General features: G+C 73.4%; 17 protein-coding genes and 1 pseudogene. 10 read left to right on the top strand and 8 right to left on the bottom strand.

Annotated features, from left to right (window positions below):
- Nucleotides 1-78 precede the first annotated feature (78 nt).
- Nucleotides 79-162, bottom strand: coding sequence for a putative leader peptide (locus tag HFV08_RS32515; RefSeq protein ID WP_359709980.1), 84 nt, complete (start codon nt 160-162; stop codon nt 79-81).
- Nucleotides 163-410: 248 nt separating this feature from the next.
- Between HFV08_RS32515 and HFV08_RS11800 the strand changes: the two genes are divergently transcribed.
- From HFV08_RS11800 to HFV08_RS11810, 3 genes are all read left to right on the top strand, one after another.
- Nucleotides 411-833: a secondary thiamine-phosphate synthase enzyme YjbQ gene (locus HFV08_RS11800; RefSeq protein WP_168538603.1), complete on the top strand. Its 423-nt coding sequence runs from the start codon at nt 411-413 to the stop codon at nt 831-833.
- A gap of 179 nt (nt 834-1,012) precedes the next feature.
- Nucleotides 1,013-1,390, top strand: coding sequence for a BlaI/MecI/CopY family transcriptional regulator (locus tag HFV08_RS11805; protein WP_168538605.1), 378 nt, complete (start codon nt 1,013-1,015; stop codon nt 1,388-1,390).
- Nucleotides 1,387-2,334, top strand: a complete 948-nt coding sequence (locus HFV08_RS11810; RefSeq protein ID WP_168538607.1) for a M56 family metallopeptidase — start codon at nt 1,387-1,389, stop codon at nt 2,332-2,334. The genes HFV08_RS11805 and HFV08_RS11810 overlap by 4 nt, the downstream gene beginning before the upstream one ends.
- 66 nt (nt 2,335-2,400) lie before the next feature.
- Here the strand turns inward: HFV08_RS11810 and HFV08_RS11815 are convergent, their stop codons facing one another.
- The 5 genes from HFV08_RS11815 to HFV08_RS11835 are packed head-to-tail and all read right to left on the bottom strand — an operon-like array spanning nt 2,401 to nt 8,253.
- Entirely contained in the window at nt 2,401-3,813 is a 1,413-nt protein-coding gene (locus tag HFV08_RS11815; RefSeq protein WP_168538609.1) for an MATE family efflux transporter, read from the bottom strand.
- 3 nt (nt 3,814-3,816) lie between these two features.
- Entirely contained in the window at nt 3,817-4,845 is a 1,029-nt protein-coding gene (locus HFV08_RS11820) for a cysteine synthase family protein (RefSeq protein ID WP_168538611.1), read from the bottom strand.
- Between the two features lie 44 nt (nt 4,846-4,889).
- Nucleotides 4,890-6,263, bottom strand: a complete 1,374-nt coding sequence (locus tag HFV08_RS11825) for a type III PLP-dependent enzyme domain-containing protein (RefSeq protein ID WP_168538613.1) — start codon at nt 6,261-6,263, stop codon at nt 4,890-4,892.
- Nucleotides 6,254-7,243 (bottom strand): ornithine cyclodeaminase family protein, encoded by a 990-nt coding sequence (locus tag HFV08_RS31545; RefSeq protein WP_312885537.1) that lies wholly within the window; start codon nt 7,241-7,243, stop codon nt 6,254-6,256. The genes HFV08_RS11825 and HFV08_RS31545 overlap by 10 nt, the downstream gene beginning before the upstream one ends.
- 17 nt (nt 7,244-7,260) lie before the next feature.
- Entirely contained in the window at nt 7,261-8,253 is a 993-nt protein-coding gene (locus tag HFV08_RS11835; RefSeq protein ID WP_312885539.1) for a TauD/TfdA family dioxygenase, read from the bottom strand.
- A gap of 384 nt (nt 8,254-8,637) precedes the next feature.
- Here HFV08_RS11835 and HFV08_RS11840 point away from each other — a divergent pair, with 384 nt between their 5' ends.
- Genes HFV08_RS11840 through HFV08_RS11855 form a run of 4 tightly spaced genes read left to right on the top strand, consistent with a single transcriptional unit; the run spans nt 8,638 to nt 13,554 of the window.
- The gene (locus HFV08_RS11840) at nt 8,638-10,191 is read left to right on the top strand and encodes an ABC transporter substrate-binding protein (RefSeq protein ID WP_168538617.1); all 1,554 of its coding nucleotides are present in this window, start codon (nt 8,638-8,640) and stop codon (nt 10,189-10,191) included.
- The gene (locus HFV08_RS11845; protein ID WP_312885540.1) at nt 10,188-11,198 is read left to right on the top strand and encodes an ABC transporter permease; all 1,011 of its coding nucleotides are present in this window, start codon (nt 10,188-10,190) and stop codon (nt 11,196-11,198) included. The genes HFV08_RS11840 and HFV08_RS11845 overlap by 4 nt, the downstream gene beginning before the upstream one ends.
- A complete protein-coding gene (locus tag HFV08_RS11850; RefSeq protein ID WP_168538621.1) occupies nt 11,195-12,040 on the top strand; it encodes an ABC transporter permease in 846 nt (281 codons plus the stop codon). The genes HFV08_RS11845 and HFV08_RS11850 overlap by 4 nt, the downstream gene beginning before the upstream one ends.
- Entirely contained in the window at nt 12,037-13,554 is a 1,518-nt protein-coding gene (locus HFV08_RS11855) for an ABC transporter ATP-binding protein (RefSeq protein ID WP_168538623.1), read from the top strand. Before HFV08_RS11850 ends, HFV08_RS11855 begins: the two co-directional genes overlap by 4 nt.
- 790 nt (nt 13,555-14,344) lie before the next feature.
- Here HFV08_RS11855 and efeU read toward each other — a convergent pair.
- A pseudogene (efeU, locus tag HFV08_RS11860) lies at nt 14,345-15,139 on the bottom strand (iron uptake transporter permease EfeU); the annotation flags it as partial.
- 735 nt (nt 15,140-15,874) lie between these two features.
- Here efeU and HFV08_RS11865 point away from each other — a divergent pair.
- Nucleotides 15,875-16,501, top strand: a complete 627-nt coding sequence (locus HFV08_RS11865) for a phosphatase PAP2 family protein (RefSeq protein WP_168538625.1) — start codon at nt 15,875-15,877, stop codon at nt 16,499-16,501.
- Nucleotides 16,502-16,569: 68 nt separating this feature from the next.
- Nucleotides 16,570-17,247, top strand: coding sequence for a phosphatase PAP2 family protein (locus tag HFV08_RS32340; RefSeq protein ID WP_168538627.1), 678 nt, complete (start codon nt 16,570-16,572; stop codon nt 17,245-17,247).
- A 138-nt stretch (nt 17,248-17,385) separates the two neighbouring features.
- On the opposite strand, the gene HFV08_RS11875 is transcribed toward HFV08_RS32340, so the two are convergent.
- Nucleotides 17,386-18,606: a metallophosphoesterase gene (locus HFV08_RS11875; RefSeq protein WP_168538629.1), complete on the bottom strand. Its 1,221-nt coding sequence runs from the start codon at nt 18,604-18,606 to the stop codon at nt 17,386-17,388.
- A gap of 632 nt (nt 18,607-19,238) precedes the next feature.
- On the opposite strand from HFV08_RS11875, the gene HFV08_RS11880 reads away from it, so the two are divergent.
- The gene (locus HFV08_RS11880) at nt 19,239-20,021 is read left to right on the top strand and encodes an Fpg/Nei family DNA glycosylase (protein ID WP_168538631.1); all 783 of its coding nucleotides are present in this window, start codon (nt 19,239-19,241) and stop codon (nt 20,019-20,021) included.
- The last annotated feature ends 60 nt before the right edge of the window (nt 20,022-20,081 follow it).

Raw genomic sequence — 20,081 nt, forward strand, 5'->3', positions numbered from 1 at the left:
CGGGGCGGCGGAGCCACCGCAGCGGCGGCTCGCGGGAGACCCCTCGTCAGAGGGGCGCGGAAAGGCGGGGGAAGGGCGTCAGCAGCCGCGGCGACAAGCGGCGGAGGCCACCCGCAGCAGGTCGATGTGACCGCGCGTGGTGAGCATGACTGAACGCGACATGCGGGCGAACCTAGCCAGGATGTCCGCGACCGGTCAATGGCGTCTCGCGGACCGGACGGCGCATTCCGCTTGTGGGGACGCGGCGTTCGGCTCGATCCGCTCGCTCGGCCACCCGGGGCCGGCGGGGGACCCGAGCGAGCCCGGGCCGCTCGTGCGCACGGCGTCGACGACCAGGTGCGCCCACGCCGAGCAGCCACGGCCCGGGGCCGCTTACGTGCGCGGCGTCCGTCGTGGGTGAGGATGGAGGCATGCCCGACACCTTTGCCTCGCACGTCCTGACCGTGGACACCGGCCGCGCCGAGATCGTCGTCGACCTCACCGCGGACTGCGAACGGTTCCTCGGCGACTCCGCACGGGGTCGCGACGGCCTGCTGAACGTCTTCGTCCCGCACGCCACCGCCGGGATCGCGATCATCGAGACCGGCGCCGGCAGCGACGAGGACCTGCTCACCGCCCTGCACACCCTGCTGCCCGCCGACAACCGCTGGCAGCACCGCCACGGCAGCCCCGGCCACGGCCGGGACCACGTCCTCCCGGCCGTCGTACCCCCGCACGCCACACTGCCGGTCCTCGGCGGGCGGCTCCAGCTCGGCACCTGGCAGTCGGTCTGCCTGGTGGACACCAACAAGGACAACCCGACTCGGCAGGTGCGGTTGAGTTTTCTGGGGTGAGGGGGCGTCCCGCGAGGCCGCCGGCCAGAGGTGTGCGGCCCGGGGGCGGCTCGGCGGCGACGGTAGATTGGGCAGCCCTCGGCAGCGGCCGCGCCCCGCGCCTTTGCGTACGCGGTTGTCGCGAGGTGCGGGCCGTATACGGCCGGTGGGGTTCTTGGAGCGTGGGAGGACGGGAGACGGTGGCGAAGCGGGACGAGAGGCGTCAGCACGGCGAGCTTGTCGCGGATGTGCTGGCCGTGCTGTGGCAGGCCGGTGAACCCATGACGGCGCAGCAGGTCAATGCCACGCTGGACAAGGGGCTGGCCAGGACCACGATGGCGACGATCCTGAGCCGTCTCCACGAGAAGGGCACCCTGCGCCGTACTCCCTCGGGACGCGGGTTCGCCTACGAACCCGTGGAGGACGCCGCGGGCCTGGTCGCCGGGCGGATGCGCCGGGAGCTGGAGAGCGATCCGCGCCGGGACCTGGTGCTGAAGCGGTTCGTGTCCTCGCTGTCCGAGGACGACGGGGAGACGCTGCGGCGCCTGCTGCGCGAGGCCGAGGAAGACTCCGAGTGACCTCCGTACTGGTCCTTGTCGTGCTGGCCCTGGCGTTTCCCTGGGGCGGCGCCGCTGTCGCCGGTCGCCTGGCGGGGATTCTCCCTCCGCGTCAGGCCTGCTGGGTGCTGACGGGGGCGACGGTGCTTCTGGCGGGGGGAACGATCGCCGCCCTGATCGGCTTGTTCCATGTGCCGTTCCTCGCCTCGCTGGAGCGGATACCCCTGCCCCGCGTGGTGGACGTCTGGCCCGCCGCGCTGCCCCTGGCCGGTGCGGCCGGTGCCGTGCTCCTCGCCCAGTCGCTGCTTGTGCTGCGGCGGTGGGTCCAGCACCGTTCGCTGCTCAGGCGGGCCTGGCTGCTGGCGGAACAAGGGACGGGAGACGGGGATCTGCTGGTGGTCCAGGGGGCCGAGGTGGACGCCTTCGCGCTTCCGGCATACCGGGGGCGCCGGGGCCGTGTGGTGGTGACCTCCGGGATGATGCGGACCCTGAGGGGCGGCGAGCGCGAGGTACTGCTCGCCCATGAGCGGGCTCATCTGTCCGGACGCCACCATGTGCTGTCGGCCGTCGCCGACCTCGCCACGGTGGTGCATCCGGCCCTGCGGAGTCTGCGTGCCTCGCTCGCCTTCCACCTGGAGCGCTGGGCGGACGAGACGGCCGCCGCCGTCGTCGGCAGCCGCCGGGCCACAGCCGCCGCCCTCGCGCGGGCGGCCCTGGCCGGATCGGGGCACGGCGGCTCGCGCGGCGGAGCGTACCCCTTGCTGTCGGCGACCAGCGGCCCCCTGCCCCAGCGCGTCGAGGCACTCCTCGGCCCCGAACCGGCCACGCCGCGCGGCTCGGTCCGGCGCGCGGGTGCGGCCGCGCTGGCGAGCACCGTGGCCGCGCTCGCCTTCGGCTCCCTCGCGCTGGCCTACGGCCTGCACGAGTACGTCGAGTACGCGGCCATCGCGGTACGCGGTGAATGATCCGCGGTGAGCTGCACTGATCCGCACTGAGCTGCGTCGACCTGTGCCGGTCCGCTGCCCGCGGGATCACGCCGTGCCGGCCGCGGGTTCGCGTTTCGGTTCGCGGGGCGCGGCGGTGGCGAGGGCGGTCGCGTACCGGCGCAGCAGCAGGACTGCGGTGGCGGCGAGGCCGGTGAGCAGCCCGAGCCAGATCCCGGCGGTCTCCAGTTCCAGGGTGTACGCGAAGAGCCAGGCGGCGGGCAGTCCGACGGCCCAGTAGCCGATGAGGGTGATGCGGAAGCCGCTCCGGGTGTCGTCCAGGCCGCGCAGCAGGCCGACTCCGATGTTCTGCGCGCAGTCGAAGAACTGCAGGAACGCGGTGATGACCAGCAGGTGGGTGGCGATGCCGAGGGCCCGCTCGGAGCCGGTGTCGAGGAACGGTGCCAGGACGAGGCGCGGCAGGGTCAGGTAGACGGCTCCCACGACGGTCATGACGACGCCCGCGCAGGCGAGAGCGGTGTTCCTGATCCGGCGGGCGCCGTCGTGGTTGCCGAGGGCCAGTTCCCGGCTGACGTTGAGGGACGCGGCGTGGGACAGGCCGATGGCGACCTGGAAGACGATGTAGACGAGTTGGTTGACGGCGGTGTGCGCGGCGAGGGCGGCGGGGCCGAAGGAGCCGGCGAGCAGGGCGGTGACCGAGAAGAACCCGGCCTCGGAACCGTAGGTGGCCGCGACGGGGATGCCGAGGCCCAGCAGACGTCGGACGGTCGGGGTGTCCGCGCGGTGCACGTCCAGGGCGAGCAGGGGTGCCAGCTCGCCGTCCCTCTTCGCCGCGAGGTAGAGGGCGATGCAGGAGAGCAGGTGGACGAGGGAGGTGGCGATGCCGACGCCGGTCAGGCCGAGGCGGGGCAGGCCGAAGCTGCCGTGGACGAGGGGCCAGTTGAGCGCGGCGTTCACGGCGACGGAGGCGAGGGTGATCCGCAGCAGCGCCTGGGGGCGGCGCATGCCGACGGTGAACTGGCGGATGGCCTGGAACCACAGACAGGGCAGCAGTCCGGGGGCGAGGGCGTGGAGCATCCGCTGGGTGAGGCCGACGACGGAGGTGTCCTGGCCGAGCAGGACCAGTGCCTGGCCGATGAGGACCATGAGGACGGCGCCGACCAGGCCGGCGAGGGTGGCGACGGCGAGGCTGGCGCGGACGAGGGCACGGACCTCGGCGTGACCGCCCTCCTCCGCCGAGGCCGTGCCGTCGGCCCGTTCGGCCCGCGCGGCCGCGGCGGCGATCTGGTTGCCGACGGCGGTTCCCAGGCCGACGCCCATGGTGCGGATCTGGTTGAAGACCACCACGGCGAGGCCGCCGGCCGCGAGTTCGGTGGTGCCGAGCAGGCCCATCATCACGGTGTCGGTGGTCGTCAGGGCGACCTGCGCGAGCTGGGTGAGGATCAGCGGGACGGCCAGCGCGCCCAGGGCACGGCTGTCGCGGAGGAGGGCGGTCACCATGGCCTACCGCTTCCCGCCGAGCTTGGTGAGGTGTTCGTCGATTTCGCGTTCGGCCTCGGGGCTGAGGAGCCCGCGCTCGGCCATCCACGCGTCGTCGAAGACGGTGTCCAGGTATTTCTCCCCGCCGTCGTTGATCAGGGCGACCATGGTGCTGCCCGGCGGCAGCGAGGGCAGCCTGGTCAGCGCCTCGTAGACGACACCGCCCGCCGATCCGCCGATGAGCAGGCCGGTACGGGCGACGGCGCGGCAGGTGGCGAAGGCCTCGATGTCGCCGACCTTGACGCCTTCGTCGATGAGGGCGAAGTCCACCAGAGCGCCGATCTCCGCGCCCTCGGGGGTGCCGGTGCCGGACTGGTAGTAGTCGTGGGCGGGCCCGCCGAAGGCGATGGAGCCCTCGGGCTCGACGCCGACGACGGTGAAGTCGGGGACCAGCCCGGCCAGTTCACGGGTGGTGCCGCACAGGGCGCCGCCGGTGCCGACGGCTCCGACGAGGACGTCGAGGCGGCCGTCGAGGGCCGCGGCGAGCTCGTGCGCCACGGGGAAGTAGCCGACGCCGTTGGCGGGGTTGTTGTGCTGCTCGGTGAAGACGGTGTTCTCCTCGCCCCGGGCGAGGTCCGCGGCCAGTTCCTCCCGGGCGGCGGTGGCCAGTTCCTCGCCGCCGCCTTCGTCGACGTAGACGAGTTCGGCGCCCAGCGCCCTCATGGCGCGCAGTTTGTCCGCGGCCGCGTGGTGGTCGACGACGGCGGTGAAGGTGTAGCCGCGTTCGGCGGCGATCACGGACAGCCCGAGGCCGGTGTTGCCGGAGGTGGATTCGATGATGCGTCCTCCCGCGCGCAGGCCGCCGGAGGCTTCGGCGGCGTCGACCATGGCGCGGGCCATACGGATCTTCGCGGTACCGGTGGGGTTGAACACCTCCAGCTTCAGCAGCAGGCGGCTGCCGGTCTCGGTGGTGGCGAGTTCCAGCAGGGGGGTGCGGCCGATCAGATCGGAGACGCGGGAGACGACAGCGGGGTGTTCGAGGGCTCCGGACATCAGGGGCTCCTGTACGGGGGAGGGGCGGGGGCGCGGTGCGGTGCTCAGGCGGAGTGCCGGTCGAGGCGCCAGCGCGGCCGGGGCCGGTCGGTGCGGTCGACGACGACCTTGGGCGGCAGCGGCAGGTCGTGGAAGGGGGACTCGTTGGAGTCCATCTGGTAACCGGCGGTGTTGGGGTAGAGCAGCAGGTCGCCCACGCGCGGCGGTTGCGGGAAGGCGATCTTGCGCCAGGTGAGCATGTCCGATTCGAGGCAGGTGGCGGCGCCCACGCTGGCGGGGAACTCCCCGCTGCGGGCGGCCCGTTCCCGGGGGACGAGGACCGGGTCGGGGAGGAATTCGCTGTTGAACCACTGCTCGGACAGGCTGAGGCTGGTGCCGTCCACGGTGACGATCCGGTAGCCCTCGCGGTCCTTGACCCCCTGGACGCGGAAGACGGTGGCCCCGGCCTGGTCGAGCAGGGCGCGCCCGGGCTCCAGGAGGAGTTCGACCCCGGCCTGCCTGATCAGCTCCGCCAGAGTGCGCTCGCCGTCCGCCGGGCGGACGGCCAGCAGCGCGGCCACGGCCTCGGCTCCCGCGACGGGGGAGTGGTACGGGTAGAAGTCGCCGCTGCGGAAGGCCTTCTCGGCGTGGAAGTGGGCGGGGCGCTGATCCGCGAGGAAGGTGTGCCAGCTGTCGGCATCGGTGTAGCTGACGGGCAGGCCGCCGCCGATGGAGATCCGGTCCGCCGCCAGTCCCTGGCTCCGCGCCGTGGCGCACAAGTCCACCAGCTGGGCGGCGAGTTCGGCGCGGGGCTGCAGGGCGTAGCCGGACAGATGGAAGCTGAAGCCTTCCATCCGGAGGGCGTCCCCGGCCTCCCGGCACCGCTTCAGGGCGGTGGCCAGCTCGTCCTCGTTCATGCCGAACCGGGAGTGCGGCTGGGTGGGCGGAAGGACGCGCAGCAGCACACGGGCCGGGCGGAGGCGGCCGGCCAGGGCCAGGGCGATCACCTGGTCCAGCTCGTCGAGGGCGTCCACGGCGACGGTGGCGCCGTGCTGGAGGGCCAGACGCAGCAGGCCGGTGCCCTTGGCGGGGCCGGTCACCATGAGGTGTTCGCCGCGGACACCGTGACCGAGGGCCTCGCGCAGCTCGGCGGCGGAGGCGACGTCCACGCCCGCCCCGCCGGCGGCGGCGCGTTCGACGAACACGGCCGCCTTGTTGGCCTTCTTCGCGTAGTAGACGAAGCCGTCCACCGCGGCCTCGGCGAGGACGTCCCGCAGGGCGAGCAGGTTGGCGGTGAAGGCGTCGGGCAGGACGAAGTGGAACGGGCCGTCGAAGGCGTAGGCGAGTTCGGCGGCCAGGCCGCTGGCGAGGAACGGCACCGTGGCCGGGTTCGGTGTGGCGGGCAGCCTCGGCCAGCAGGAGGCGGGGGTCAACTCCACAGCGGGATCTCCGTTCCGAGGTCCTGTGCGCGGGCGAGCAGGGCGAAGCGGTGGCCGAGGGCGATGTCGGCGACCACGAGCCCGCTGTTGTAGGCGAAGACCCGTTCGTCCGGGCGCACCCGGCCCGCGGTGCGGCCCGAGAGGACGTCGGCGAGTTCGGCGTCGACCGGGCGGAGCACACCCCGGGAGTCGGCCAAGTCGCCCCCGGTGCGGGCCATTTGTTCGGCGCTGGTGGCGATGACCCGGTCGGCCCGGTGCAGCGTGGAGGGCGCCAGTCCGTAGCCGACCAGTACGGACAGGGCTCCCGGTCTGAGCCAGGCCGCCTCGACGGCCGCCGGGGTGGCGGGGCCGGCGGTGCCGATCAGGACGTCGGCCTCCCCGGCCGCGGCCCGGAGGTCGCCGACGACCTCCGCCTCGCGGTCCGGGAAGTGGGCGGCAAGCTCTTCGCGGACCGCCGAGATCCCTGCCGGATGGGTGCCGAACAGCAGTAGCCGGTCCAGGTCGGGCAGGGCGGTGACCAGCAGGGGCAGTGCCATGCGCGCGGTGGTGCCGGTGCCGATCAGCAGCGCGGTGCGTGCCTTCGGGGCGGCGCATTCCCGGGCGAGGAGAGCGGAGACCGCCGGGGTGCGCAAGGACCCGATCCGGCCGCAGTCCATGAGCGCCAGCGGCAGGCCCGCGGCGTCGTCGTACAGGGTGAGGGTGGTGTAGTGCCGCAGCTCGGCCCGGTCGTGGTGCGGGTCGTGCCGGTAGGAGGCACGGACGGCGACGACTTGGCGGGCTCCGTCCCGGCCGAGCATCGCGTAGGAGACGGAGCTGTCGTCGGGGGAGCTGACGGACAGTTTGGCCGGGTTGGACGAGGTGCCGTCCGCGAGGGGTCTGATGGCCTGCGCGACGCTGTCGAGGACGTCGGTGAGGGTGATGTCGATGGCTTCGACGTCGCGCCGGGTGAGAACGCGCAGGCTGGTGCCGTCGGTGTCCACGGTGTGAGGTCTCCCTGTCACCGCTGGGCGAAGGCCGGGAGGGCCGTCTGGCCGTACCCGTGCTCGCCGGTCTCGGCGGCCGGACGGGTGCGCCGCCCCGGGATGCGCACGGAGGCTCGCTTGAGCCAGCGGTCGGTTCCGTCGTAGCGGGCCTTGAAGGGCACCCGTCCGTGGACGACGACGTCGTTGTCCACCACCAGGACATCGCCCGGCTCCAGGTTCACCGCGACCGAGACCCGTGCCAGTTCGTCCGCCAGCCGCCCGTAGGCCCGGCGCCAGTTGTCATCGGCTCCGTCCAGAGGGGTGTAGGCGGGGTCGAACCGCAGGGTCGGTCCTTCGGGGGAGTCGAACAGCGTCGGCACCGGCGCGGGGCGCCCGGCGAACCGCTGGGCCTCCTCGTAGGCGTCGTCGGGGAGTATCGGTGTGACCGGGCGTCGGAGCTGCTCGATGTCGTCCTCGGCGAGGTCGGCACGGCGGATGCTGGCCGCCGTGGTCGCCACCTTGTCGTGATTGCGCAGGCAGCACAGCAGGAGCAGATGGGCGCGGCCGGGGTGGAAGGCGTCCTCGGTGTGCGGCGTGAGCAGGGTGGAGCTGGAGGCACCGGTCTGCTCGCTCTCGTGTCCGGGCGAGGGCAGGATGTTGTGCACGAATCGGCCGTTCTGCTGGCCCTCCCACGCGATCGGGGTACCGGTCAGCGTCGAGACCAGGAGCAGTACGACGTCCCACAGGGCCCCGGCGTCGCCGACCGCCGACCAGTGGCCGGGAGTCGGGCCGAGCGCGGCGGTGTCGATGTCGAGGCCGCGGAGCACGAACAGTCCGTCCGCGGTGTCCACGGGCCGCAGGGCATGACGGACCCCTTCGCCGAGCCCGGCACAGGCGCTCGGCAGGTGGGCGAGGAGTCCGGGCGCGGTGGCGGAGCCGTGTTCGGCGAGCAACCCGGCTGCGGTGGTGGTCAGTTCGGTCGCGCCGATGACGTCGAGAGGACGTACCGGGGCAGGGGAGGTGGGCACGGTGGCACCTTCCGGGGCAGGGGGGATCGAAGCGCGGGCGTGCGGCATCGCCGCACCGGCTCGGGAAAAAGGGGGAGCTGAAGTACGCGAAGTGGTCGGGCGCTGAACGGCTCGGGACACTGCCGGACGTCGAGGGGCATGCGGAGGCCCGTGCAGGTAAGGGAACCCTAACCGGCACGATCGACTACGTCAACGTAGACGAATTTTCGGCGATCTCAGAGTTGTCTGATGGGCCGTCAAAAGCCTTGCTGAGCAGGGCATTTGAAGAGCGGTCACGCCCCTTTGGCGGTCGTCGGCGGGGTGTGGGGCGCCTTGCGGAGCCCGATCGGCTCGGGTTAGGTGACCCTAAGAAACCTCAAGGCGAACCTGAGACGAGGACCAGACGTGGGCGTCACCAGACGGCAGCTGCTGTGGGCCGGTACCGGTATCGGAGCAGCGGGACTTCTCGCGGCGTGCAGCGGTGGGGACGACGACGGTGCCGGGGCGTCCGACGGACAAGCGGAGAAGCCCCGGCCCGGCGGCACCCTGCGGGTGGGAGCGCTCGGACACACGAGCGCGGTGACCCGTGATCCGCACGGCACCCAGGCCAACGAGAGCGACTACCTCATCCTCGCCCTCGTCTTCGACACCCTCACCGTCCCGGGCGCCGAGAGCAGTACGGCTCCCCGGCTCGCCGCCTCCTGGAAGTCCTCGGCGGATCTGCGGACCTGGAAGTTCACCCTCGCCGAGGGCGCGGCCTTCCACGACGGGACCCCGGTCACCCCGAAGGACGTGGTGTGGTCGCTGAAGCGGCTGCGCGGCACCCCCTCGGGGGCCGCCAGGCTGCCCGGTGTCCAGGCGGAGAACATCAGCGCCGAGGGTGCCGACACGGTGGTGCTGGTCTCCGACTACGCCAATGCCGAGTTCCCCCTCATGACACGCTTCGCCTCCTTCGTGATGAAGGAGGGGACCAAGGACTCGGAGATCGCCAAGGCGCCCGGCACCGGCCCCTTCAAGCTCGACTGGTTCCGGGGCGGCAACGCCCGCCTGGTGCGCAACGAGAAGTGGCACGGCGGACCGGTGCACCTCGAAGCCGTCGAGGTCACCATGTTCGACACCCCGCAGGCCATGACGAACGCGCTGCTCGCCGGGCAGATCGACCTCGCCTCCAACGCCGGTGCGGTGGCCGCCCGTACGGCGAAGGCCCGTGAGGACATCCAGGTGCTGCGCCGCCCCGACGACATGGCGATGCCGATCGTCATGCGCACCGCCAAGGGCAGCCCCTTCGCGGACAGGAGAGTGCGGGAGGCGATACGCCTGGTCGTGGACCGCGAGGCGATGGTCCGGCAGGTCCTGTCCGGGTACGGGAAGGTCGCCAACGACATCCTGGGCACCGGTGACCCCGACTTCGCCGAGGACATCCCGCAGCGCGGGCGTGACCTCGCCAAGGCCAGGAGACTGCTGGCCGAGGCCGACTTCGACCTCTCCAGGACGTACGAACTGACCACCACCGAGGACATCCCGGGCCTCGCCGACTCCGCCACCCTGTTCGCCAGGCAGGCCCGCGAGGCCGGGATCAAGGTCGAGGTGGTCAAGCAGGAGTCCGGCGCCTTCTGGGAGAAGACCTGGAAGTCCGGCGATTTCTACACCAGTTACTGGGGCACCAACGACTCGGTGGTCTTCTACGCCTCCAAGACCATGGTCAGCGAGGCGGGACAGAACGAGGCCGGGTGGGACGACCCCGGTTTCGACTCCGCCTACCGCGAGGCCATCGGCGGTACCGACCCGAAGCAGCGTGCCGCGGCGCTCAGGGACCTCCAGCAGATCGAGCACGACCGCTCCGGCTACCTCCTGTGGGGCATGGCCGACGGCATCGACCTCGCCGCCTCGAAGGTGCGGAACCTGCCGGAACTGCCCGGCTACGGACGCGTCCAGCTCGAAGGTGTGTGGCTGAGGTGAGCCCGATCGCCAAGACCGGCCCGGTGGCCGACCCCTCCGCGGGGGCGGCCACCGCCCCACGTCGGGCCGGGCGCCTCGCCCTGCGCCTCGCCCTGACGGTCGGCTACCGCCTGGTGATGCTGACCGTGCTGCTGGCGCTGGTCTTCGCGGCGGTCGAACTGCTGCCGGGGGACGCGGCCGGCGCCGCCTCCGAGCGAGGGGAGAGCGCGGCCGGCATCGCCGAGCGCCGTCAACTCCTCGGCCTGGACCGCCCGTTGTGGGAGCGGTTCGGGGAGTGGATGACCGCACTGCCCACCGGGGACCTCGGCACCTCCGCCCGCGGGCAGCGCGTCACCGAACTGCTCGTCGACCCGCTGCCCAACACCCTGGTCCTCGCGGTGAGCGCCTTCGTGCTGACCCTGCTGCTCTCGCTGCTGCTCGGCTGCTGGACCGCCGCCCGCCCCGGCCGCCTGGCCGACCGCCTCGTCTCGCACGCCTCGACCGCCGCCTTCGCGGTACCGGAGTTCGTGGTCGCGGCGCTCCTCCTGCTGCTGCTGTCGCTCTGGACGGGATGGCTGCCCGCCGTCACGGTGACCGGCGGCGACGGCCGGCCCGCGAGCTGGACCATGCTGATCATGCCGGTCCTCGCCCTGGTCGTCCCGCAGACCGGCTGGAACACCCGCGTCGTACGCGGCGCGCTGGCGGACCGGGCCGCCGACCCGCATGTGGAGGCCGCCCACTTCGACGGCCTGCCCGTGAGCCGGATTCTGCTGCGCCACCAACTGCCCGGCGCCGCCCCGGCCATCGCCACCGGCATCGCCACCTCCACCGGTCTGCTGTTCGGCGGCGCGGTCGTGGTGGAGACCTTGTTCAACTACCCGGGTGTCGGCGCCGTCCTGGCCGGTGCGGTCGCCGCACGCGACACCCCGCTCATCGCCGGGGTCGTCATCTGCGCCGGCGGCGTCATCAGCCTCGTGCTGCTGGCCGCCGACCTCGTCCGCCACGTCACGCTGGGAGGCCGCGCATGACCGCCGCCCTCTCCTCGGCCGCACACCGGCCCGCACACCGGGCGCGGACCACCGCGCTCCTGGTGCTCGCCGCCGCCCCGGTGCTGCTCGCCCTCGCCGGGCCGCTCCTCGCCCCGCACACCGTCGACACCCCCGTCACCGCGCCCTTCGCCTCGGCGGGCGACGGCGGCGCACTGGGCGGGGACCAACTGGGCCGCGATGTGCTCAGCCGCGTCCTGCACGGCGGCACCCTCCTCATCGCGAGCGCGCTGCTGATCGCGGTGGTCGTCACCCTCGCGGCCACGCTGATCGGCTGTGCCGCCGTGCTGCGGCCCGCGCTCGGCCGCGCGGTCGAACGCAGCGCGGACGTGGCGATCCTGCTGCCGCCCCTGCTGGGCATCATGCTCATCGCCCTCGCCTGGCCCGGCGGCGGACGCTGGGCCGTGGTCGCCGCCGCCGTCGTCCTCGGCACGCCGTACGCGATCCGGGTGGTCGCCGCCGCCGCTTCCCCGCTCACCACGGCCGGATACGTCGAGGCGGCCCTCGCCCGTGGCGAGTCGGCCTCCTACATCGCCCTGCGGGAGATCCTGCCGAACCTCCGCGCCACCGTCCTAGCCCTCTTCGGCCTCCGGTTCGTCGAGGCGGTCTACGTCATCTCCATGGCCGGTTTCCTCCAGATCGGCCCCCGACCGCCCGCCTCCGACTGGTCGTTGATGGTCAGGGAGAACGCCTCCGGCATCCTCCTCAACCCCTGGGCGGTCCTCGCCCCGAGCCTGGCCATCGCCCTGCTCGCCCTCACCGTCAACCTGGTCACCCTCCTGCTCGCCCCCGACTCCACAGCGAAGGCGGTGGCCCGCTCATGAGCGATCTCGCCCCGGCCCGTTTCACCACCGCCGAAGTGCCGGCCCGGCCGCCCCTGGTGACCGCCACCGATCTGGAGATACGGCTTCCCCGCGGCCCGGTCCTGCTGCCCCGGACCACCGCGCGGATCCACCCCGGCCGGATCACCGCGCTCATGGGCGCCTCCGGATCGGGCAAGACCACCCTCCTGCGCGCGCTCATCGGGCACCTCCCGCCCGGCGCCGCCGTGACGGGCACCCTCGAGGTCCTCGGCCGCACCCCGCACCTGCTCCCCGCCCGCGAACTGCGCCTCCTGCGCCGTACCGAGATCGCCTACGTCGGACAGGACCCCGGCTCCGCGCTCAACCCCCGGATGACCGCGCGCCGCCTGGTCGCCGAACTCGCCGCGGATCCCGGCGAGGAGACGGTCCTCGGGCTGCTCGCCGAATGCCGCCTGCCCCTCGGCACCGGGATCGCCGACCGCAGGCCCACCGCGCTCTCCGGCGGTCAGCAGCGCCGCCTGGCCCTGGCCCGTGCGCTCGCCCGGGCCCCGAAGGTCCTCCTCCTGGACGAACCCACCGCCGGGCTCGACGCCCCGGTGCGCGAGGAGATCGCCCGGCTGCTGCGCCATCTCTCCGCCACCCGCGACCTCGCCGTCCTCCTTGCCACCCATGACGCCCACCTCGCCGGGATCTGCGCCGACCACACCGTGCGGCTCACGCCCGAGGCCGCCTCCAGGGCCCTCCCCGCGGCCCGCACTGCCCCGGCGCCGCGCTCCGCACCCGGGCGGGCGGCCGCCCCCGGGCAACCCGAGGCTCCGCGCGGCGAGGGGCTGACCGCCGAGAAGGTCGACGCCTCCTTCGGCAGTGGACGCGGGCGGCGTTCCGCGCTGTCCGGGGTGGACTTCGCCGCCGCACCCGGTTCGGCCACCGCCGTCATCGGCCCCTCCGGCTCCGGCAAGACCACGCTGCTGCGGGTACTGGCCGGACTCCACCCGGTCCACACCGGGCACCTCGCCCTCGACGGCAGCCCGCTCGCCGCCCGTGTGCAGCGCCGCACCCGGGAACAGCAGCGGCGTATCCAGCTCGTCCCGCAGAACCCCCTCGCCGCCCTCAACCCCCGGCACCCGGTCGGCCGGCAACTGGCCAGGCCGCTGCGCCTGCACACGACACTCCCGAGGACCGCGCTGCCCGAGCGTGTCGCCGAACTCCTCGCGCAGGTCGGCCTCCCCGCCGCGTACGCGGACCGCTACCCCGGGGAGCTCTCGGGCGGTCAGCGCCAGCGCGTCTCCCTCGCCCGCGCCCTCGCCACCGGCCCCGAGGTGCTCCTCTGCGACGAGGTCACCTCCGCGCTCGACACCGACACGGCGCTCGGCATCATGGACCTCCTCGGCCGCCTGCGCAGGGAACACCGGATGACCCTGGTGCTCGTCTCCCACGACCACGCACTGCTCGCCCGCTGCACCGACACCGCCCACCTCCTCGAGGCGGGCCTCCTCACGGCCAGTGGACCCACGGCCCGATTGCTGCCCGCATAGCCCGACCGACGCCCCCACCCGCCTTCCCGCGACGGCCGGTTGCCCCGGCCGCCGCCGCGCGGGACTGTGAAGACAGAACCTAGGAGTCGTCCCGCTGCACGAGCCGGAATCCGGCGGTGCCCGGGCCCTTGGAGGGGCGCGACCGGTAGCTGGACAGGAAGAGCTTCCTGGGATCCCGCGCCCGTTGGCGCCGGGCCGCGTCCACCAGGGCGACCAGCGCGGGGGAGGCCCGCCGCAGCTGACGGAGCTTGTACGTGCTGAGCCCCACCAGCTCGGCGATGGTCTCCCAGGGCACGCCCCTGCTCAGGGCGAGGACCACGACCCGGATCGCCGCCGGTGTGCCCGCACGCTCCGGTCCATGTCCGTGGACGGCTGCCAGGGCCGCGGCGGATCGGACGGCGGAGGCGAAGGCCTCGTCGCCGGCCAGCCACCTCCGCAGCAACTCCTCGGGTACGCCCGCCCAGACGGCCGCCGCGGGAACTCCGAGTCCCCGCGCGGTGGCCTGGAGGACCTCGGCCATCCGCGCCAGCCGCTCGTCCCGCTCGCTGGGCAGCCGTTCCAGCGGGGCACCGAGGGTGCGTTCGACCTCGTCGCGGGCCGCCAGCCAGGCCAGGGCGTGCTCCGCCTGTGCGGCGGCGTCCTGCGAGGACCGGGCGTCGGGCCGGTGGTTCTCGTACATCATCTCCCTCCCGCACACGGTGATGAGGCGCGGCCGGTCTCCGGTCGGATCACCCCGCTGCTCGCCTGTCGGCCGACTCGCCGGTCGCCGTGCGCGAAGGGAGCGCCGCGGGCCTTGCGGGGCCAGGAAGAGCGCCATCACGGGAACCAGGTACAGCAGCCAGACGACGACCTGCAGAACGGTCGGGTCGGGCTGGAAGTTGAAGACGCCCTTGAGCAGGGTGCCGTACCAGGAATCGGGCGGGACGGCGTCGCTGATGTCGAAGGCGAGGTCGCGCAGGCCCGGCAGCAGGTCGCCCTCCTGCAGGTCGTGGATGCCGTAGGCGAGGACACCGGCGGCCACCAGGACGAGCATCGCGCCGGTCCAGCGGAAGAACGCGGCCAGGTCGATGCGGAGCGTGCCCCGGTAGAACAGCCGGCCGAGCAGCACGGCGCTGGCGAGGCCGAGCAGGGCGCCGGCCAGCGGGCGGGCTCCGTCACCGCCGGCCTGCACGGCGGTCCAGATGAACAGGGACGTCTCCAGCCCCTCGCGCCCGACGGCGAGGAACGAGGTGGCGATCAGTGCCCCGGTGCCGAGGGCCAGGGCCGCGTCGAGCCTGCCCTGGAGTTCGCGCGTGAGATGACGGGCGGTGCGCCGCATCCAGAACACCATCCAGGTGACGAGCCCCACCGAGAGCACGGACAGGGTGCCGCCCAGGAGCTCCTGGGCCTGGAAGGTGAGCGTGGAGGAGCCGAACTGCAGCAGGGCACCGAAGGCCAGGGAGAGGGCGACCGCCAGGCCGACGCCCAGCCACGCCGGCAGCAGTCGCCGCTGGTTGCCGGTCTTGACGAGGTAGGCGATGAGGATGCAGACGACCAGACTCGCCTCAAGACCCTCGCGCAGGCCTATCAGGTAATTGCCGAACACGCCGGTTCCCTTCTCCGGTCGAAGCAGTGGGGGCGGGGTGTGTCAGGCCGACAGCGCGGCGGTACGGGTCGCAGGCGGCGAGCCCGGTTTCCTGGTCATGGGGGACGGTGCGGCCTGGCCGCGGATCCCGTCAGCCGAAGCGCCCCCGCGTCTGTCCCGGCCCGTTGCCTCCTGGACGCGGCCCGGCGCGACGGTCACGGCCCGCGCGCTGCCGGCTCCGGGGAGGAGGGGTCGGGGACTGGCGGACATGGGGGTGCCTCATTTCGCACGGGTACGGCGACGGAGCGGGCGAAGCCGCCCGGCCGCAGCGGGAGTCTACGCAAATGTAGACGGTGAGGGAAGGGTGCCCTTACTCCGCCTCGGGGGAGGGTGGCTTCGGCGCGCTGTGCCGCTGAAGCGCCGGCCCCCGGCTCGCCCCTGGGTCTGTCCTGGTCGGTGTGCCAGTTGCGGGGTCGCCGTTCCGGCCGCAGGGCCGCCTTCCCGGCTCGATCGTCTACAGTTTCGCAGACCGACTACGTGAATGTAGACGCACGGGTGTGCTGTGCTGCCACGCCACCCCGGTCGCTCCGTAGCCGTTCCACCCGACACCCACTCGAAGGGGCCAGCGCCGATGACGTTCGCGCACTCAGCCGCACCCCCGCTCCCGCTTGCCGCCCTCACCGCCGCGCACCGCCCGTCCGCCCCAAGGGAGTCGGCCCGCTCCCGGCGCACCCGCGGCACGGACGGAGGCGTCCGATGCACCACGTGAGAGCCGCACTGTCCCCGCAGGCTCACGGCGGGCCGGGCGTGGACGGCGGTGCCTACCTGGACGGGGTCGACCTCGCGCATCGCGCCCCGGCGTGGCTGAACGATCTGATCGCCGCCTACTCCACCTACGGGCTCCTGCTGTTCGCCGTCCTGACGCTGGCCGGGTGGCGGCACGCCCGCCGCCATGATCCGGGCTCGGCGGTAAGGGCGTTGGCCGTACCGCTCCTGACGGTGGTCGCTTTCGCGGTCAGCAGCCTCGTCAAGCAGGCCGTACGGGAAGTGAGGCCCTGTCAGTCCCTGCACGTGAGCACGGTGGAGGCGTGCGCGGCACCGGGGGACTGGGCCTTCCCCAGCAACCACGCCACCCTGGCCGCCGCGGCGGCCGTCGCCCTCTGGTTCGTCTCGGCACGCCTCGGCGCGGTGGCGAGCCTCGGCGCGCTGGCGATGGGCGGCTCACGGGTGTGGGTCGGCGCGCACTACCCGCACGACGTCCTCGTCGGTCTCGTCCTGGGAGCCCTGGTCGCCTTCACCTCGGCGCTCCTTGTCAGCCGGTACTCCGCGACGGCGGCCGGAGCGCTGAGCCGAAGCCGCCTGCGTCCGCTGGTCGTCTCGTGAAGACCGGCGACACCGCCCGGACCACGGCTGCTTCGCCGTGCGGCCCGTCCCGCGCCGGCTGGTGGTGCGTGTCCTCCGCCTCCCTGTTCGCGCTGCTGTCGGTCGGGGTGATCGCCACCGGAGGCGGACCGCTTCCCCTCGAAGCGGCCGTCCACCGCCTGGCGACGGAGCACCGGCCCGGTCCCCTCGTGACGGTGTTCCGCGCCGTGACGGACACCGGCACCGCCGTCTTCCCCTACGTGGTGGCCCTGGCCGCGGGCGCCATCGCCGCTCCCGCGCTCGATCCCGACCGCCGGCGCATGGGGGCGGCGGGGCCTGCCACGGGGGCGCTCGCCTTCGCCGCGTGGCTCGCGCTCGGACAGGAACTGCGCTTCGGCCTGATGGCGTCCTTCGCCCGCCCGCGGCCCGCCCGGCAGGACTGGCTCGTGCACGCCTCGCGCTGGTCCTTTCCCTCCGGCCACACCACCAGCTCGGCCATGGCCGCGGGACTGCTCGTACTCGCACTGCTGCTGCGTCGGCCGCCCGGGCACCGCTGGTGGGCGGGCCTCGCCCTGGTCTGGGCCGCTGCCGTCGGTGCCAGCCGGGTCTGGCTGGGCGTGCACTGGGCCGGGGACGTGGCCGCCGGATGGTGCCTCGCCCTGGCCTGGACCGGTCTGGCGACCCTGATCCTCACCCGCCACGGACGTATCGCACCCGCCAGGAAACCGCCGGCCGACCGGCATCCGGGCGGGAGAACGGCGCCCTGAACGGGGGCCTCCTGCCGGTGAGTCGGGTGGGCCGCGACGCGTGACGACCCCTGACCTCCAGTGCCTCTGGCCGGTTCCCGGGGCCGTCGGCACTTCCCGTTCTGGACGGCGCTCTGTGCGGGACGTTGACGACACCCCCTAGGACAAGTCGCCCCCCTGCGGAGACCGGAGCACCAGCAGGGTGATCTCGCTCGGGGCGAAGACGCGGAAGGGCGGGCCCCAGAAGCCGGTGCCGCGGCTGGTGTAGAGGAGGGTGCGGGTGCCGTGGCGGCTGAGTCCGGCGAGGGCCGGTTGGTCGAGGCGGACCAGGTGGTGGAAGGGCCAGATCTGGCCGCCGTGGGTGTGGCCGGAGAGCTGGAGGTCGATGCCGTGGGCCGCCGCGCGGTCGACGAACTTGGGCTGATGCGCGAGGAGGAGGACGGGGAGCTCGGAGTCGGCGCCGTCCAGGGCTCCGGCGAGGTGGGCGCGGTGGCCCGCCAGCCCGGAGGACTCGGCGGTGACGTCGTCGACGCCCGCGACCACCAGGGTGTCACCGCCGCGTTCGAGCAGCAGATGGCGGTTGCGCAGCGGCTCCCAGCCCAGCTCGTCCATCAGATCGACCCAGCCCTGGGCCTCGCTGTAGTACTCGTGGTTGCCGGTCACGTAGACACGGGCCCGGCTCGCCCGCACGGTGCCCAGGGGTGCGGCCTGGGCGCGACGGCGTTCCGCCGTGCCGTCCGCGATGTCGCCGGTGTGGCAGACCAGGTCGGCTTCCAGGGTGTTCACCGTCTCGCAGACCCGTGCCGACCAGCGGGCGCGGTCGAGCGGACCGTAGTGCGTGTCGGTGATCAGGGCGACTCGGGTGCCGTCCAACCCGGCTCCCAGACGCGGGAGTTGTACGTCGAGGCGGCGCACCCGCGGCACCCGTCGGGCCTCGGCGTACCCCCAGGCGAGCAGCACGGCGGTTACGCCGAGGACGGCCCAGGTGACGATGCGCGCCCGGTCCTGTCCGTCACCGGTACCGGCCACGGTCAGGGCGAGCCGCAGCAGGACGCCGAGCAGCACGGACCAGGTGAACAGGACCCAGATGCCGCCGAGCAGCGTGTCGCCGACGATCGCCGCCCGGTCCTGCTGGCGCCGGCCGTGGCCGCGCGCCATCGCGAGGGGCATACCGATCAGGCCGAGGACGAACAGCGCGGTGCCGGTCAGCGTGACCGGGAGCGGCCAGTGCTGGCCGGTGTGCAGCAGAACCCCGCACGGTACGGCCCACAGCAGTACGGGGGCGATCAGGGGGAGGTAGCGCATCAGGCGCTGCAACCGGCTGGGTGGCCCCCCGTGCGCTTCACCGGTGGCGGATCGGGTGTCGCTGGTCTCGGTCACGCTTCCCCTCCTGAGGATCTGTCCGGCGGATCGTGCCCGCGGCGGAACAGTTGGCACGGTCGCCGTACCGGCCGTCCCGGTGGTAGCGGTCGTATCGCCCACGGCTCCGACGTGGTCCGCCGCCCATCCTCCATTCTGCTCCGGCCCCGATCGGCGGAGTCTTCTGGCTCTGCTGTCCCTCCGGTACGGCTCCTGTGTCTCTCCGGTACGGCTACGGTGTTTGTCCGGTACGGCTCCGGTTCATGGTCCGCCGTCACGCGGGAGGGCCGTCCTCGGGGCTGGTCCGGGAGGCGTGCCTGTCGACGGCGGTGCGGCTGCCGCGCGGGCGCACGGGCCGGGCCTCACCCGCGCCGACGGCAGGACTCGCCCGGGCAGGGTCTCTGCCCCGGGAGCTACCCTCGGAGGTGTCCTGACGCGGTTGGTGGACCGCTACGAGGGTGCCCTCGGCACGTCGTATCCGGCCCGAGCCTTCTGGGCTGAGCGGCCGGTCTCGCAGGTCATCGACGCCAAGCCAACGACGCCAAGCCAACGACGCCAAGCCAACGAGGCCGGGCCATCGATGCCGAGCCCCGACCTCAGGTCATCGGCCCGACAGCCGCGTTCCCTGCACGCACACCTCGGCAGGTGCTCCCATGCCGGAACTCCCCGATGTCGAAGCCTTCCGCGAGGTGCTGGCCACCTGCGGCCAGGGCCGTCGAATCGAAGGCGTCGAGGTGCGGGATGAGTCCGTGCTGCATGGGATCGGCGTGCGGCGGTTCGTACGGGAGCTGGAGGGCCGGCGGCTGCGGGCCCCGCGGCGGCACGGGAAGTGGCTGCTCGGCGGGACGGACGGGCCCACGCTCGCCTTCCACTTCGGGATGACCGGGGAGCTCCGGTGCACGCGGGACGCGGAGCCCGGCACGTACGACCGGGTCCTGATCGCGGTGGGCGGCGGCCGGTGCCTGCACTATCGCGACCAGCGCAAGCTCAAGGGCCTGTGGCTGCTCGACGAGGCAGGCGTGCGGCGGTTGCTCGCCGGTCTCGGGCCCGATGCGGCGGCGGTGGACCGCGCGGACTTCGACCGGCTGCTGCTCGCCCGCCGCGGCGGCCTGAAGTCGGCGCTCACCGAGCAGTCCGTGCTCGCCGGTCTCGGCAATCTGCTCGCCGACGAGATCCTCTGGCGCGCCCGGCTCCACCCCTCGCGCCCCGCGGCGGGCCTCGGCGAGGCGGAGCGGCGCCGTCTGTACGGGGCGTTGCGCGGGGTCCTGCGGACGAGCATCGACGCCGGGCGGGTCCCGCCGCGCGGCTCCTGGCTCACCGGCCGCCGTGACGACCCGGGGGCCGCCTGTCCGCGTTGCGGGACCGCGTTGCGGCGGGGCCGGATCGCCGGGCGCGGCACGTACTGGTGCCCGCGCTGCCAGCCCGCTCCCGCCTGAACGCGGCCGCTTTACCCGGGCTCCTGCCCCTTTCTCCTGTCTACTTCTCCGGCTCCTTCG

This window comes from Streptomyces physcomitrii (assembly GCF_012273655.1).
In the GTDB taxonomy this organism is placed as follows: Bacteria; Actinomycetota; Actinomycetes; order Streptomycetales; family Streptomycetaceae; genus Streptomyces; species Streptomyces physcomitrii.